This is a genomic window from Burkholderia sp. AU45274, assembly GCF_030482505.1.
Taxonomy (GTDB): domain Bacteria; phylum Pseudomonadota; class Gammaproteobacteria; order Burkholderiales; family Burkholderiaceae; genus Burkholderia.
Window position 1 is genome coordinate 529505 of the sequence record NZ_JAUJQE010000005.1, and the last position, 13154, is coordinate 542658.

General features: G+C 67.5%; 11 protein-coding genes. 10 read left to right on the forward strand and 1 reads right to left on the reverse strand.

Going from position 1 to position 13154, the window contains the following annotated elements:
- Nucleotides 1-2 precede the first annotated feature (2 nt).
- The 5 genes from QZM35_RS21505 to QZM35_RS21525 all read left to right on the forward strand — a co-directional run bounded on the left by QZM35_RS21505 (nucleotide 3) and on the right by QZM35_RS21525 (nucleotide 6373).
- Nucleotides 3-908, forward strand: a complete 906-nt coding sequence (locus QZM35_RS21505) for an SPOR domain-containing protein (protein WP_089426441.1) — start codon at nucleotides 3-5, stop codon at nucleotides 906-908.
- A 69-nt stretch (nucleotides 909-977) separates the two neighbouring features.
- Entirely contained in the window at nucleotides 978-1616 is a 639-nt protein-coding gene (locus QZM35_RS21510; protein ID WP_089426442.1) for a thiol:disulfide interchange protein DsbA/DsbL, read from the forward strand.
- 19 nt (nucleotides 1617-1635) lie between these two features.
- The gene (locus QZM35_RS21515; protein WP_089431742.1) at nucleotides 1636-2409 is read left to right on the forward strand and encodes an SDR family oxidoreductase; all 774 of its coding nucleotides are present in this window, start codon (nucleotides 1636-1638) and stop codon (nucleotides 2407-2409) included.
- A gap of 522 nt (nucleotides 2410-2931) precedes the next feature.
- Nucleotides 2932-4527, forward strand: a complete 1596-nt coding sequence (locus tag QZM35_RS21520; protein WP_301776742.1) for an ABC transporter substrate-binding protein — start codon at nucleotides 2932-2934, stop codon at nucleotides 4525-4527.
- Between the two features lie 199 nt (nucleotides 4528-4726).
- Nucleotides 4727-6373 (forward strand): ABC-F family ATP-binding cassette domain-containing protein, encoded by a 1647-nt coding sequence (locus QZM35_RS21525; protein ID WP_174973146.1) that lies wholly within the window; start codon nucleotides 4727-4729, stop codon nucleotides 6371-6373.
- 16 nt (nucleotides 6374-6389) lie between these two features.
- Here QZM35_RS21525 and QZM35_RS21530 read toward each other — a convergent pair whose 3' ends face one another.
- Nucleotides 6390-7469, reverse strand: a complete 1080-nt coding sequence (locus QZM35_RS21530; protein WP_089431774.1) for an MBL fold metallo-hydrolase — start codon at nucleotides 7467-7469, stop codon at nucleotides 6390-6392.
- A gap of 304 nt (nucleotides 7470-7773) precedes the next feature.
- On the opposite strand from QZM35_RS21530, the gene aceK reads away from it, so the two are divergent.
- From aceK to QZM35_RS21555, 5 genes are all read left to right on the forward strand, one after another.
- Nucleotides 7774-9591 carry a bifunctional isocitrate dehydrogenase kinase/phosphatase gene (gene aceK / locus QZM35_RS21535; RefSeq protein WP_174973149.1) on the forward strand — a complete coding sequence of 606 codons (1818 nt, stop codon included), beginning with the start codon at nucleotides 7774-7776 and terminating at the stop codon, nucleotides 9589-9591.
- A gap of 55 nt (nucleotides 9592-9646) precedes the next feature.
- On the forward strand, nucleotides 9647-10414 hold the full coding sequence (gene can, locus QZM35_RS21540; RefSeq protein WP_039346539.1) for a carbonate dehydratase: 768 nt from the start codon (nucleotides 9647-9649) through the stop codon (nucleotides 10412-10414).
- A 112-nt stretch (nucleotides 10415-10526) separates the two neighbouring features.
- Nucleotides 10527-11204, forward strand: a complete 678-nt coding sequence (locus tag QZM35_RS21545; RefSeq protein ID WP_089426447.1) for an SDR family oxidoreductase — start codon at nucleotides 10527-10529, stop codon at nucleotides 11202-11204.
- A 45-nt stretch (nucleotides 11205-11249) separates the two neighbouring features.
- Nucleotides 11250-11687: a YchJ family protein gene (locus QZM35_RS21550; protein WP_069248996.1), complete on the forward strand. Its 438-nt coding sequence runs from the start codon at nucleotides 11250-11252 to the stop codon at nucleotides 11685-11687.
- 106 nt (nucleotides 11688-11793) lie between these two features.
- Nucleotides 11794-13068, forward strand: a complete 1275-nt coding sequence (locus QZM35_RS21555) for a dienelactone hydrolase family protein (protein ID WP_089426448.1) — start codon at nucleotides 11794-11796, stop codon at nucleotides 13066-13068.
- Nucleotides 13069-13154: the final 86 nt, after the last annotated feature.

A 13154-nucleotide genomic window follows, 5' to 3' on the forward strand; every position in this document is an offset into this window, starting at 1 on the left:
CAATGGCACAACCACGCCGAACTTCGAAGCAATCGAAACAAGCCGGAGGGACATTTCTTGGAATCGTGCTGGGCCTGATCGTCGGCCTCGCGATCGCCGTGGTGGTGGCGCTCTACATCACGCGTTCCCCGTCGCCGTTCGTGTCGAAGGTCGCGCCGCCGCCGGCCGACAACGGCGCGAGCCAGCCGCAGCAGTTCGATCCGAACCGCGCGCTGCAGGGCAAGACGCCCGGCCAGCCGGTGCCGCAGGCCGCGCAGCCCGCGCCGCCGAACACCGCGCCCGGCCAGGCCGCGAACCAGACCCAGGGCGGCCTGCTGCCCGAACCGCAGATCGTCGAAGTGCCGCCGCAGGCCAACGGGTCGAGCGGCTCGAACAACACCGGCAGCTCGAACAACACGACCGCGTCGAACAATACGTCGTCGAGCAACGGCGTCGCCGTCGCGCCGAAGCCGGCCGACACCACGCCGCCGCCGAAGAAGACGCAGCAAGCGCAGCAGCAACAGCAGCAAGGCGGCGAGGACGACCTCGCCCGCTTCGCCGCGCAGAAGCAGGCGCAGCAAGCCGCCGCGCAAAAGCAGCAGCAACAGCAACTGGCCGCGAACACGCCGAAGCCGACCTCGTCGGCCACGGCCGCCGCGACGGCAAAGCCGCCGACCGCGAACGATGCGAATACCGGCTACTTCCTGCAGGTGGGCGCGTACAAGACGGAAGGCGACGCCGAGCAGCAGCGCGCGCGCCTCGGCTTCCAGGGTTTCGAGTCGAAGGTGTCGAAGCGCGATGTCAGCGGCGTGACGTATTTCCGCGTGCGTGTCGGCCCGTTCTCGAAGTTCGAGGATATGAACTCGGCCCGCCAGCGCCTGTCCGATGCAGGTGTCGACACGGCGGTGATCCGTTTCACGAAGCAGTAAGCAACCGGCCGAGCCCACTCAGAACCCGTTACGTTTCGTAACCCGAGCAACTGATTCGACGTTCACAACATGAAAAAACTGCTTAGCACGCTCCTTCTGTCCCTGGGTCTGGCCGCCGGCCTCGCGCAGGCTTCGCCCGCCGCGCCGGTCGCCGGCAAGGACTTCGAGGTGATGAAGTCGCCGCAGCCGGTGTCCGCACCGGCCGGCAAGGTCGAGGTGATCGAATTCTTCTGGTACGGCTGCCCGCACTGCTACGAATTCGAGCCGACGATCGAGGCCTGGGTGAAGAAGCAAGGCAACAACATCGACTTCAAGCGCGTCCCGGTCGCATTCCGTGACGATTTCGTCCCGCACTCGAAGCTGTTCTACGCGGTGTCCGCGCTCGGCATCTCCGAGAAGGTCACGCCGGCGATCTTCAACGCGATCCACAAGCAGAAGAACTACCTGCTGACGCCGCAGGCGCAGGCCGACTTCCTGGCCACGCAGGGCGTCGACAAGAAGCAGTTCACGGACGCGTACAACTCGTTCAGCGTGCAGGGCGAAGTGAACCAGTCGGCCAAGCTGCTGAAGGACTACGCGATCGACGGCGTGCCGACGGTCGTCGTCCAGGGCAAGTACAAGACGGGCCCCGCTTACGCGAACAGCATCCCGGGCACGGCCCAGGTGCTCGACTTCCTCGTGAAGCAGGTTCAGGACAAGAAGCTCTGATCCCCGCCCGCCCGCCGGCATGACTACTCCGCTGAAGGTCTTCATCACCGGCGCATCGAGCGGCCTCGGCCTCGCGATGGCCGAGGAATACGCCCGCCAGGGCGCCACGCTCGCACTCGTCGCGCGCCGCACCGATGCCCTCGATGCGTTCGCGCGGCGCTTCCCGAAGCTGTCCATCTCCGTCTATTCCGCCGACGTGCGCGACGCCGACGCGCTCGCGACGGCCGCCGCGTCGTTCATCGCGACGCACGGCTGCCCCGACGTCGTGATCGCGAACGCCGGCATCAGCCAGGGCGCCGTCACGGGCCAGGGCGATCTCGCGACGTTCCGCGACGTGATGGACATCAATTATTACGGGATGGTCGCGACGTTCGAGCCGTTCGTCGGCCCGATGACGGCCACGCGCCACGGCACGCTGGTCGGTGTCGCGAGCGTTGCCGGCGTGCGCGGGCTGCCCGGTTCCGGTGCGTACAGCGCGTCGAAATCGGCCGCGATCAAGTATCTCGAAGCGCTGCGCGTCGAGTTGCGGCCGGCCGGTGTCGGCGTCGTGACGATCGCGCCCGGCTACATCCGCACGCCGATGACCGCGCACAACCCGTACCGAATGCCGTTCCTGATGGACGCCGACCGCTTCGCGGCGCGTGCGGCCCAGGCGATCGCGCGGCAGCACGCGTTCCGCGTGATTCCGTGGCAGATGGGTGTGGTCGCGAAGGTGCTGCATGTGTTGCCGCGCTGGCTGTACGACCGCCTGTTCGAGAAGGCGCCGCGCAAGCCGAAGGCCGGGGCGCACTGACGCTCCGGTGAGCACCGGCCCGCGTGAAGCTTCGCGGGCCGTCTCTCCGTCTCTCCGTCTCTCCGTCTCTCCGTCTCTCCGTCTCTCCGTCTCTCCGTCTCTCCGTCTCTCCGCCTCTCCGCCTCTCCGCCTCTCCGCCTCTCCGTCTCTCTGTCCCACCGTCTCACCGCATCACCGCATCACCGCATCACCGCATCACCCCACCGACGCCAGGCGGCTTCGACGCTTCGATTCACCACACGCCCGCACCGCGCCCGCGCCATCCCCGACGCGCTGCCGTCCAGCCTCCCAGGCCCCAGCGCTCTTCCGTCCGCAGCCTCCTTCGCCCCACTCGCCGCCCCAACACCCGTTCCGTCGCGAACGCAGCCGTTTTTCGGCCAATTCGCCGCGTTCAGGCGCCTTTTTTCACGCGTCTCGCGCTTTGACGGTATGCTATTCGCCAGCCGCGCCGGCCCTGTCCGCTTCCGGGCCGCGCCCGCATCCCGTCACCCAGCAAAAAACACAAGCCACGTGGGAGATCCTATGCAGCTCAAGCTGTTCGCCGCGGCCACGCTCGCCGCCGCCCTCGCCGCCCCCGGCCTCGCCGCCGCCAAGCCGCTCACCGTCTGCACGGAATCGAGCCCGGACGGCTTCGACGTCGTCCAGTACAACTCGCTCGTCACGACCAACGCGTCGGCGGACGTGATCTTCAACACGCTCGTGTCGTACGACGAAGCCGCGAAGAAAGTCGTGCCCGCGCTCGCCGACAAATGGGACGCGAGCGCCGACGGCCTCACGTACACGTTCCATTTGCGCCCGAGCGTCGCGTTCCAGACCACCGACTATTTCAAGCCGACCCGCGCGCTCGACGCGGACGACGTCGTGTTCACGTTCTCGCGGATGCTCGACGACTCGAATCCGTGGCACAAGGTGGCCGGCGCGAGCGGCTTCCCGCACGCGCAGTCGATGGGGCTCGTGAAGCTCGTGAAGTCGGTCACGAAGGTCGACGACAGCACCGTGAAGTTCGTGCTGAACGAGCCGAATGCGACGTTCGTGCCGATCCTGACGATGGGCTTCGCGTCGATCTACTCGGCCGAATACGCGGACCAGCTGCTCAAGGCCGGCAAGCAGGCCGACCTGAACGGGAAGCCGGTCGGCACCGGCCCGTTCGTGCTGAAGAGCTACACGAAGGACGCGCTGATCCGCTACGACGTGAACCCGACCTACTGGGGCACGAAGCCGAAGGTCGACCGGCTGATCTATGCGATCACGCCCGATCCGTCGGTGCGGCTGCAGAAGGTGAAGGCCGGCGAATGCCAGATCGCGCTGTCGCCGAAGCCGCAGGACGTGCTCGCCGCGAAGGGCGAAAGCGCACTGAAGGTCGCGCAGACGCCCGCGTTCATGACCGCGTTCGTTGCACTGAACACGCAGAAGAAGCCGCTCGACAACGACAAGGTGCGCGAGGCGCTGAACCTCGCGTTCGACCGCGCGACCTACCTGAAGGTCGTGTTCGACAACACCGCGACGGCCGCGAACAACCCGTATCCGCCGAACACGTGGAGCTACGCGAAGGACGTCGCGCCGTATGCGTACGATCCGGCGAAGGCGAAGCAGCTGCTCGCGCAGGCCGGCTTCCCGAACGGCTTCTCGACGACGATCTGGACGCGCCCGACCGGCAGCGTGCTGAACCCGAACCCGAAGGTCGGCGCGGAGCTGTTGCAGGCCGACCTCGCGAAGATCGGCGTGAAGGCCGAGGTCAAGGTGATCGAATGGGGCGAGCTGATCAAGCAGGCGAAGCTCGGCCAGCATGACATGCTGTTCATGGGCTGGGCCGGCGACAACGGCGATCCGGACAACTACCTGTCGCCGCTGTTCAGCTGCAATGCGGTGAAGTCGGGCATCAACTTCGCGCGCTTCTGCGACACGCAGCTCGACAAGCTGATCGCCGACGGCAAGTCGACCGCCGATCAGGCCAAGCGCACGAAGCTGTACGAAGCGGCGCAGAAGATCATCCACGACCAGGCGCTGTGGATTCCGCTCGGCTATCCGACCGCGGCCGCGCTCACGCGCACGAACGTGAGCGGCTATCACGTGAGTCCGTTCGGACGGCAGAACTTCACGTCCGTCGCCGTGCAGTAACGCGACCCTCACGCGTGGCGCGCAAGCGACGGTGCGTCCGACCATCGCTTGCGGCCCGCGCGCCGCGCTTGCTACACTGCGCGCCTATTCCTCATACCGGACGCCAGCCAAAGTGAACAACTAAGCCTTCCCAAAATGTTTTCGCCGCCGTGCCACGCACGCCGCGCGCGAAGGTCTTCACGCATTTTTGGAGGTGCTTATGGCTGCAGCCACGCCCACCGGCGCGCTCGTCGCGCTTCATCACGTTTCCTTCCGCTTCGACGACGGCTTCACGCTGTTCGATTCGCTCGACCTTTCCATCGATCGCACGCCGACCGGCATCGTCGGCCGCAACGGCATCGGCAAGAGCCAGCTCGCGCAATTGATCGCGGGGTACTGCGCGCCGAGCGCGGGGACGATCGAGCGGCACACGCCAGTCGTCTACGTCGCGCAGCAGCACGACTACGGTGGCGTATCGGCCGGCTCGCGAACCGTCGCGCAGATCGCCGCGCTCGATGCACCGCTCGGCGCGCTCGCGCGTCTCGCCGACGGCCGCGCGGAACCGCACGACTTCGACCTGATCGGCGATCGCTGGGATCTCGCGGAGCGGCTGCGCACCGCGCTCGACGCAGCCGGCCTGGACGACGTGCAACCCGACACGCCCGCGCAGGCACTGAGCGGCGGGCAGCTCGCGCGCGTCGCGCTGATCGGCGCGCTGCTCTCCGGCGCGGGCTTGCTCGTGCTCGACGAACCGACCAACCATCTCGACGCGTCGGGCCGTGCGTGGCTGCGCGCGGCGCTCGACGGCTGGCACGGTGGCCTCGTCATCGTGAGCCACGACCGTGCGCTGCTCGCCGACGTGCAGCGCATCGTCGAGCTGACGACACAAGGCGTGCGCTCGTACGGCGGCAACTACGCGCTCTATCGTGCGCAGCGTGACGCGGAACAGGATGCCGCGCAGTCCGCGCTCGACAACGCGCGTGCCGAACGCGGACGCGTCAGGCGCAGGCTCGAACAGGAACACGACACGATCCAGCGTCACGCGGCCGCGTCGCTGCGCGACGCGAAGACGGCCAACCTGTCGTCGGGGGCAAAACAGAGTCGCAAGGGTGCGGCGCGCAGCATCATGGGCACGGTGCGGCGCCACCAGAACGAATTCAAGGCGACGCTCGACGAACGCGTACAGGAAGCGGCCGCGCGCGTCGAAGCCGATGCGCCCGTGCTCGTGTCGCTGCCGGGCACCGAGGTCAGCGCACGCCGTCAGCTGTTCACGCTCGACCGCGCGCAACTGCCGTGGCGCATCGCCGGCGATGCCGACGCGATCACGTGGTCGGCCAGCGGCCCGGTGCGCATTGCATTGACGGGCCCGAACGGCTGCGGCAAATCGACGTTGCTGCGCATGCTCGCGGGCGAGCTTTCGCCGCGCTCAGGCGCGTGCACGACACACGTGAGCGCCGCGTATCTCGACCAGCGACTCGCGCTGCTCGATCCCGATCGCTCGATCGTCGAGCAACTGGGGCTGCTCGATACGCCGCTCGCCGAAGGCGACCTGCGCAGCCGGCTCGCGCTGTTGCAGCTCGACGCGGTGCGCGCAACGCAGCCGGCGCGGCAGCTGAGCGGCGGCGAACGGCTGAAGGCCGCGCTCGCGTGCGCGTTGTGGCGCGGCACGCCCGCGCAACTGCTGCTGCTCGACGAGCCGACCAATCACCTCGACCTAGAATCGGTGCGGGCGATCGAAGCCGCACTGGCGGGCTTCCCCGGCGCGATCGTGGTCGCGTCGCACGACCCCGCGTTTCTCGCGGCGCTCGACCCGACGCACACGATGCAATGGCATCGCGACGGGTGGCGCTACGAACCCGTCGCTTGAGGAGAACGAAACGGTGTCAGCCGGCGGTGCGGAACCGCAGCACACCGTCGTCGCCCTGCTCGCGCACGAGCTCACCCGCGAGCCACAGCAGGTTCAGGTGCGCGAGCGCCTCGCCGAGCGCGAACGTCATCTGGTGGATGTCGAGTTCGCGGCGGCGGAACATGATCGGCACGATGTCGGCCGCGCTCATCGGCTGTTCCGCGCAGGCGACGCGCACTTCGGCCAGGCGCGCGTCGTGGTGTTCGCGCAGTTGCGTGATGCGCGTGCGCACGCCGCGGAACGGCTTGCCGTGCGACGGCAGCACCAGCGTATCGGGCGCCATCGTCTCGTAGCGGCCGAGCGACTGCAGGTACAAGGCGAGCGGGTTCGCTTCCGGTTCGAGGTCGAACACGGACACGTTCGTCGAGATGCGCGGCAGCACCATGTCGCCGGAGATCAGCACGCCGTCCGCTTCGCTGTGCAGCGCGCAATGTTCAGGCGAATGGCCGAAGCCGGTCACGACGCGCCAAGTGCGCGCGCCGATCGTCACCGCGTCGCCTTCGCGCAAGCGCCGGTAGCGCGGCGGCACGGCCGGCACGAGATCCGAGTAGTAGTTGCGGCGGTTGCGCAGCTTGTCGAGCGCGGCCGGATCGGTCAGCCCGTGGCGCGCGAAGTGATCGGCGGCGGCCGCGCCGCCCGCGTTCGAGCCGTTGCCGGCCGCCATCAGGCAGCCGAACATGTACTCGCCGAGCGTCATCCACAGCCGCACGTTCCAGCGGCCCTTGTCGCCGCCTTCGCACAGCCAGTTCGCGAGGCCGAAGTGATCGGGGTGGCAATGCGTGACGAGCACGCGCAGCACGGGCAGGCCGTCGAGATGCGTGTCGAAGATCTGCTCCCAGTGCGTGCGGATCGCATCCGACGCGATCCCGCAATCGACGATCGTCCAGCCGGCCTGCCCGTCGATTTCGTCGCGCAGCAGCCAGAGGTTGATGTGATCGAGCGAGAACGGCAGCGGCATGCGCAGCCAGCGCACGCCGGGCGCGACCTCGAACGTGTCGCCCGCGGCGGGCAGCGTATCGGCGAAGGGATAGTCGAGTTGGTGTTCCAGTGCGTTCATCGGTGGGGCGTCTCGTCGTTATCGGTGCGGTTGCGCGCCGGCGGCAGGCCGCGGCGGGCGTTCCGCCGATTCTATCGCCGTCCCGAGGAACGCGTGCCCGGCGGCTTGCTGCCCGTCAAAAAAAGTTCGTGCCAGAATCGGTTCCGTACCCGTATCTTTACGCGAAGATGCACCGAACGGCACCCAACGGCGGGCAACCCGCCGCTTGCCGGCCAGCCGCGCCTTGCCGCAAAGCCCTTGAACCGCCCGCTTGGGCGCTAAAATGGCGAGTGCTTACAGCCCCTCCCGAACGAGCCTGCACGCGATGAATCACTTCCCCAAACTGCTGTCCTCGCAGATCGGTTTCGACGTCGCGCAGACGATGCTCGAAAACTTCGACCGCCATTACCGGATCTTCCGCGAGGCGGCCGTCGAGGCGAAGACGCTGTTCGAGCGTGGCGACTGGCATGGGCTGCAGCGGCTCGCGCGCGAGCGGATCACGTCGTACGACGATCGCGTGAAGGAATGCGTCGAGGTGCTGGAAGACGAATACGACGCGGAGAACATCGACGACGAAGTGTGGCAGCAGATCAAGCTGCACTACATCGGCCTGCTCACGTCGCACCGCCAGCCCGAGTGCGCGGAGACCTTCTTCAATTCGGTGTGCTGCAAGATCCTGCACCGCTCGTACTTCAGCAACGATTTCATCTTCGTGCGCCCGGCGATCTCGACCGAGTATCTGGAGAACGACGAGCCGGCCGCGAAGCCGACCTACCGCGCGTACTATCCGGGCACCGACGGGCTCGCGGCCACGCTCGAGCGGATCGTCACGAACTTCCAGCTCGAGCCGGCGTTCGACGATCTCCCGCGCGACATCGCATGCGTGATGCAGGCGATCCACGACGAATTCGGCCACTTCGACGAAGCGCCGAATTTCCAGATCCACGTGCTGTCGTCGCTGTTCTTCCGCAACAAGAGCGCGTACATCGTCGGCCGCATCATCAACGCCGACCGCGTGCTGCCGTTCGCGGTGCCGATCCGCCACGTGCGCCCGGGCGTGCTCGCGCTCGACACCGTCCTGCTGCGCCGCGACCAGCTGATGATCATCTTCGGCTTCTCGCACTCGTATTTCCTCGTCGACATGGGCGTGCCGTCCGCGTACGTCGACTTCCTGTGCACGATCATGCCCGGCAAGCCGAAGGCGGAGATCTACACGTCGGTCGGCCTGCAGAAGCAGGGCAAGAACCTGTTCTATCGCGACCTGCTGCACCATCTGTCGCATTCGAGCGACCGCTTCATCATCGCGCCCGGGATCAAGGGCCTCGTGATGCTCGTGTTCACGCTGCCGTCGTTCCCGTACGTGTTCAAGATCATCAAGGATCAGTTCCCGCCGCCGAAGGAAACGACGCGCGCGCAGATCATGGAGAAGTACCAGCTCGTGAAGCGCCACGACCGCCTCGGGCGAATGGCCGACACGCTCGAGTACTCGAGCGTCGCGCTGCCGCTCGCGCGGCTCGACCACGCGCTCGTGCGCGAGCTGGAAAAGGAAGTGCCGTCGCTGCTCGAATACGAGGACGGCAATCTCGTGATCGAGCACCTGTACATCGAGCGCCGGATGACGCCGCTCAACCTGTACCTGCAGAACGGCTCCGATGCCGACGTCGAGCACGGCGTGAAGGAGTACGGCAACGCGGTGAAGGAGCTGATGAAGGCGAACATCTTCCCCGGCGACATGCTGTACAAGAACTTCGGCGTCACGCGCCACGGCCGCGTGGTGTTCTACGACTACGACGAGATCGAGTACCTGACCGACTGCAACGTGCGCCGCGTGCCGGCGCCGCGCAACGAGGAAGACGAGCTGTCCGGCGAACCGTGGTATACCGTCGGCCCGCACGACATCTTTCCGGAAACCTACGGGCCGTTCCTGCTCGGCGACCCGCGCGTGCGCGACGTCTTCATGAAGCATCACGCGGACTTTTTCGATCCCGCGCTGTGGCAGGCCAGCAAGGACAAGCTGATCCAGGGCGAATTGCCCGACTTTTATCCGTACGACACCGCGCTGCGCTTTTGCGTGCGCTACCCCGCGCGCTTCGGCGCGACTGACCAGAACGAGGGCGCCGGCGACGCGCAGCGCGCCGCCTGACGCCCGCTAGACCGCACCGATTGCGACCCGATTTCCGTCAACGGAATCCACATCGATGAACCCCCAAGACAATCCGCTTTCACACCTGTTCGACAACAACGACGCCTGGGTCAAGCACAAGCTCGAGGACGACCCGCAGTTCTTCGCGCGTCTCGCCCACCAGCAGGCGCCGGAATATCTGTGGATCGGCTGCTCGGATTCGCGCGTACCCGCGAACGAGATCATCGGCCTGCCGCCGGGCGAAGTGTTCGTCCACCGCAATATCGCGAACGTGGTCGTGCACAGCGACCTGAACTGCCTGTCGGTGATCCAGTTCGCGGTCGACATCCTGCGCGTGAAGCACATCATGGTGGTCGGCCACTACGGCTGCTCGGGCGTGAACGCCGCCCTGCTCAACCGCCGCGTCGGCCTCGCCGACAACTGGCTGCATCACGTGCAGGACGTGCGCGAACGCCACACGGCGCTGCTCGACGCATGGCCGGTGGGCGAAGCGCGCTATCGCCGCCTGATCGAGCTGAACGCGATCGAGCAGGTCGTCAACGTGTGCCGCACGACGATCGTCAACGACGCGTGGGCGCGCGGCCAGTCGCTCACCGTGCACGGGCTCGTGTACGGCGTGCATGACGGCCGGATGCGCAACCTCGGGATGGCCGTGTCGAGCTTCGACGCGCTCGACGAGACCTACAAGCGCTGCGTGGCCGCGCTCGTCGCCGGCGGCGAGCATGCCCCGGACAACGACATGATCGCGGCGGACGCCGCACGGCTCGAAGGCGTCGCGCAGGCGGTCGCCGCCACGCTGAAGCCGTGCGACGACGCAAAGTAACGCGCTAGCCTGCGCCGCGGATCGCTACGCTGGCGTGCCGCTGCGCCACCCATCGAACGGATCTGACCTCGGCGCTGCCGCCACGGCGGCGCCAAGCAAAGGAGCGACGGGCATGAAAACCGCATTGATCGTCGGTGCATCGCGCGGCCTCGGCCGCGAATTCGTCCGCCAATACCGGCGCGACGGCTGGAACGTGATCGCCACCGCGCGCGACGACGCGTCGCTCGACGCACTGCGCGCGCTCGGCGCGCAGGCCCATGCGCTCGACATCACGCAGCCCGAGCAGATCGCGGCGCTCGGCTGGAAGCTCGACGGCGAGCGGCTCGATGCGGCCGTGCTGGTGTCGGGGGTGTACGGGCCGCGCACCGAGGGGGTCGAGACGGTCACCGCCGAGGATTTCGACGCGGTGATGCATACGAACGTGCGCGGGCCGATGCAGTTGCTGCCGATCGTGCTGCCGCTCGTCGAGGACGCGCGCGGCGTGCTGGCCGTCGTGTCGAGCCGGATGGGCAGCATCGCCGAGGCGACCGGCACGACCGGCTGGCTGTACCGCGCGAGCAAGGCCGCGCTGAACGACGCGCTGCGCATCGCGTCGCTGCAGACGCGCCACGCCGCGTGCATTTCGCTCCATCCCGGCTGGGTGCGCACCGACATGGGCGGCGCGCAGGCCGCGATCGACCCGGAAACCAGCGTGGCCGGCATGCGCCGCGTGATCGCCGAATCCGGCGCGGACGTATCGCAGGCAAACGGCCGTTTCTTCCAGTACGACGGTATCGAGCTGAGCTGGTGAGCTGGTAGGCAGCCGACAACTTTGCGTCGTTAATTCCTGTTTCGCATGATTTTGAACCGACCTGACGCGTGCCCGTGCGGCGGCGCGTCCCCCGCTCCCGCCGGCAAAGCGCCGGCGCCCCGCTATGCGGCCTGCTGCGGCCGCTTCATCGACGGCGGCGAGGCCGCGCCGACCGCGCTCGAGTTGATGCGCTCGCGGTACAGCGCGTACGTGCTCGGCGCGACCGACTACCTGCGCGCGACCTGGGCCGCACGCACCTGCCCGCCCGATCTCGACACCGACCCCGAAGCGCCCGACGCGCCGCGGTGGCTCGGCCTCGCGGTCAAACGCCACGCGCCGCTCGACGAGCGCCACGCGGAGGTCGAGTTCGTGGCCCGCTACAAGGTTGGCGGACGCGCTTACCGGCTCCACGAGACGAGCCGTTTCGAGCGCGACGAACAGGGTTTCTGGCGCTACGTCGACGGCGAAGTCAGTGAACGTTGACAAATAGTTGCTGTGTCAGACGCCGGGTAATTCCCGCATTGCACAACCCCATTTTGTCCGGCTACGATGACCTCGAATTGGTCATGTTGCATGGCAGGGCTTACGAATGGCGTTCAGCAAGGGATTGGTGGGATGGATGGCGGCGTGTGCGCTGTCGGCCGCTCAGGCCGGTACGCTGCCGAACGCCAATACGGGGACGGGTGCCGGCGCCAGCGGGTCGCTCGCCCACGCCGAACGCTTCGACTACGCCGATTCGAACCTGCCGCAGGTCGCCGCCGACCTGAACGAACAGATCCTCCGCATTCCGGCCGACGCATCGGGCACCGTCACGCTCGAGGCCACGCTCTTCAAGCCGAACGGGCCCGGCCCGTTCCCGCTCGTCGTCTTCAACCACGGCAAGAACACCGGCGATCTCCATCAGCAGCCGCGCAGCCGGCCGCTCGCGTTCGCGCGCGAATTCGTGCGCCGCGGCTATGCGGTGATCGCGCCGAACCGCCAGGGCTTCGCGGGCTCGGACGGCACGTACCAGCAGGAAGGCTGCAACGTCGGCAAGAACGGCCTCGCGCAGGCGGCCGACGTCGACGCGACGGTGCGCTACATGTCGCACCAGTCGTACGTCGATGCGTCGCGCATCGTCGTCGCCGGCACGTCGCATGGCGGCCTCGTATCGGTCGCGTACGGCACCGAAGCCGCACCGGGCGTGCGCGGCATCATCAACTTCTCCGGCGGGCTGCGCCAGGACCTCTGCGACGGCTGGCAGAAAAACCTCGTCGATGCGTTCGACCAGTACGGCGCCCATACGGCCGTGCGGTCGCTGTGGCTGTACGGCGACAACGACTCGGTGTGGACGCCCGGGCTCGTCGCGCAAATGCACGACGCGTACGTTTCGCATGGCACGCAGGCCCAGTTCATCGATTTCGGCCGCTACAAGGACGACGCGCACCGGCTGATCGTCGATCGCGACGGCGTGCCCGTGTGGTGGCCGGCCGTCAACGCGTTCCTCGCGCAGCTGAACCTGCCGACGTCGGTGCGCTACGCGGTCGCGAACCCGCACGAGCCGAAGGCGAGCGGCTATGCGTCGATCGACGCGGTCAACGCCGTGCCGTATGTCGACGAAGCCGGCCGTGAAGGCTACCGCCGCTTCCTGAACCAGCATCCGAGCCGCGCGTTCGCGGTGTCGTCGGAAGGCGCGTGGTCGTGGGCCGAAGGCGGCGACGATCCGATGGCGCTCGCGCTCGACAACTGCTCGAAGCAGGGCGCAGGTTCGTGCCGGCTGTATGCGGTCAACGACCGGGTCGTGTGGAACGACGCGACGCAGACGGCCGACAACGACGACGGCAACGCACGCGACACCGGCACGCCGGCGCTGGCTTCGCGCTGACGCAAGTCCGTCATTTCCCTCCCCTCGCCCGTCACGCCGAGGCCATCTCAGCGCCTCACTTCACGCCTCGCTCGTGCTCGTAAAAT

What these genes read in the sequence shown, in the direction of transcription:
- QZM35_RS21505 (WP_089426441.1), top strand. Translation starts at nt 3, where the DNA reads ATGGCACAACCACGCCGAACTTCGAAGCAATCGAAACAAGCCGGAGGG.
- QZM35_RS21510 (WP_089426442.1), top strand. Translation starts at nt 978, where the DNA reads ATGAAAAAACTGCTTAGCACGCTCCTTCTGTCCCTGGGTCTGGCCGCC.
- QZM35_RS21515 (WP_089431742.1), top strand. Translation starts at nt 1,636, where the DNA reads ATGACTACTCCGCTGAAGGTCTTCATCACCGGCGCATCGAGCGGCCTC.
- QZM35_RS21520 (WP_301776742.1), top strand. Translation starts at nt 2,932, where the DNA reads ATGCAGCTCAAGCTGTTCGCCGCGGCCACGCTCGCCGCCGCCCTCGCC.
- QZM35_RS21525 (WP_174973146.1), top strand. Translation starts at nt 4,727, where the DNA reads ATGGCTGCAGCCACGCCCACCGGCGCGCTCGTCGCGCTTCATCACGTT.
- QZM35_RS21530 (WP_089431774.1), bottom strand. Translation starts at nt 7,469, where the DNA reads ATGAACGCACTGGAACACCAACTCGACTATCCCTTCGCCGATACGCTG.
- aceK (WP_174973149.1), top strand. Translation starts at nt 7,774, where the DNA reads ATGAATCACTTCCCCAAACTGCTGTCCTCGCAGATCGGTTTCGACGTC.
- can (WP_039346539.1), top strand. Translation starts at nt 9,647, where the DNA reads ATGAACCCCCAAGACAATCCGCTTTCACACCTGTTCGACAACAACGAC.
- QZM35_RS21545 (WP_089426447.1), top strand. Translation starts at nt 10,527, where the DNA reads ATGAAAACCGCATTGATCGTCGGTGCATCGCGCGGCCTCGGCCGCGAA.
- QZM35_RS21550 (WP_069248996.1), top strand. Translation starts at nt 11,250, where the DNA reads ATGATTTTGAACCGACCTGACGCGTGCCCGTGCGGCGGCGCGTCCCCC.
- QZM35_RS21555 (WP_089426448.1), top strand. Translation starts at nt 11,794, where the DNA reads ATGGCGTTCAGCAAGGGATTGGTGGGATGGATGGCGGCGTGTGCGCTG.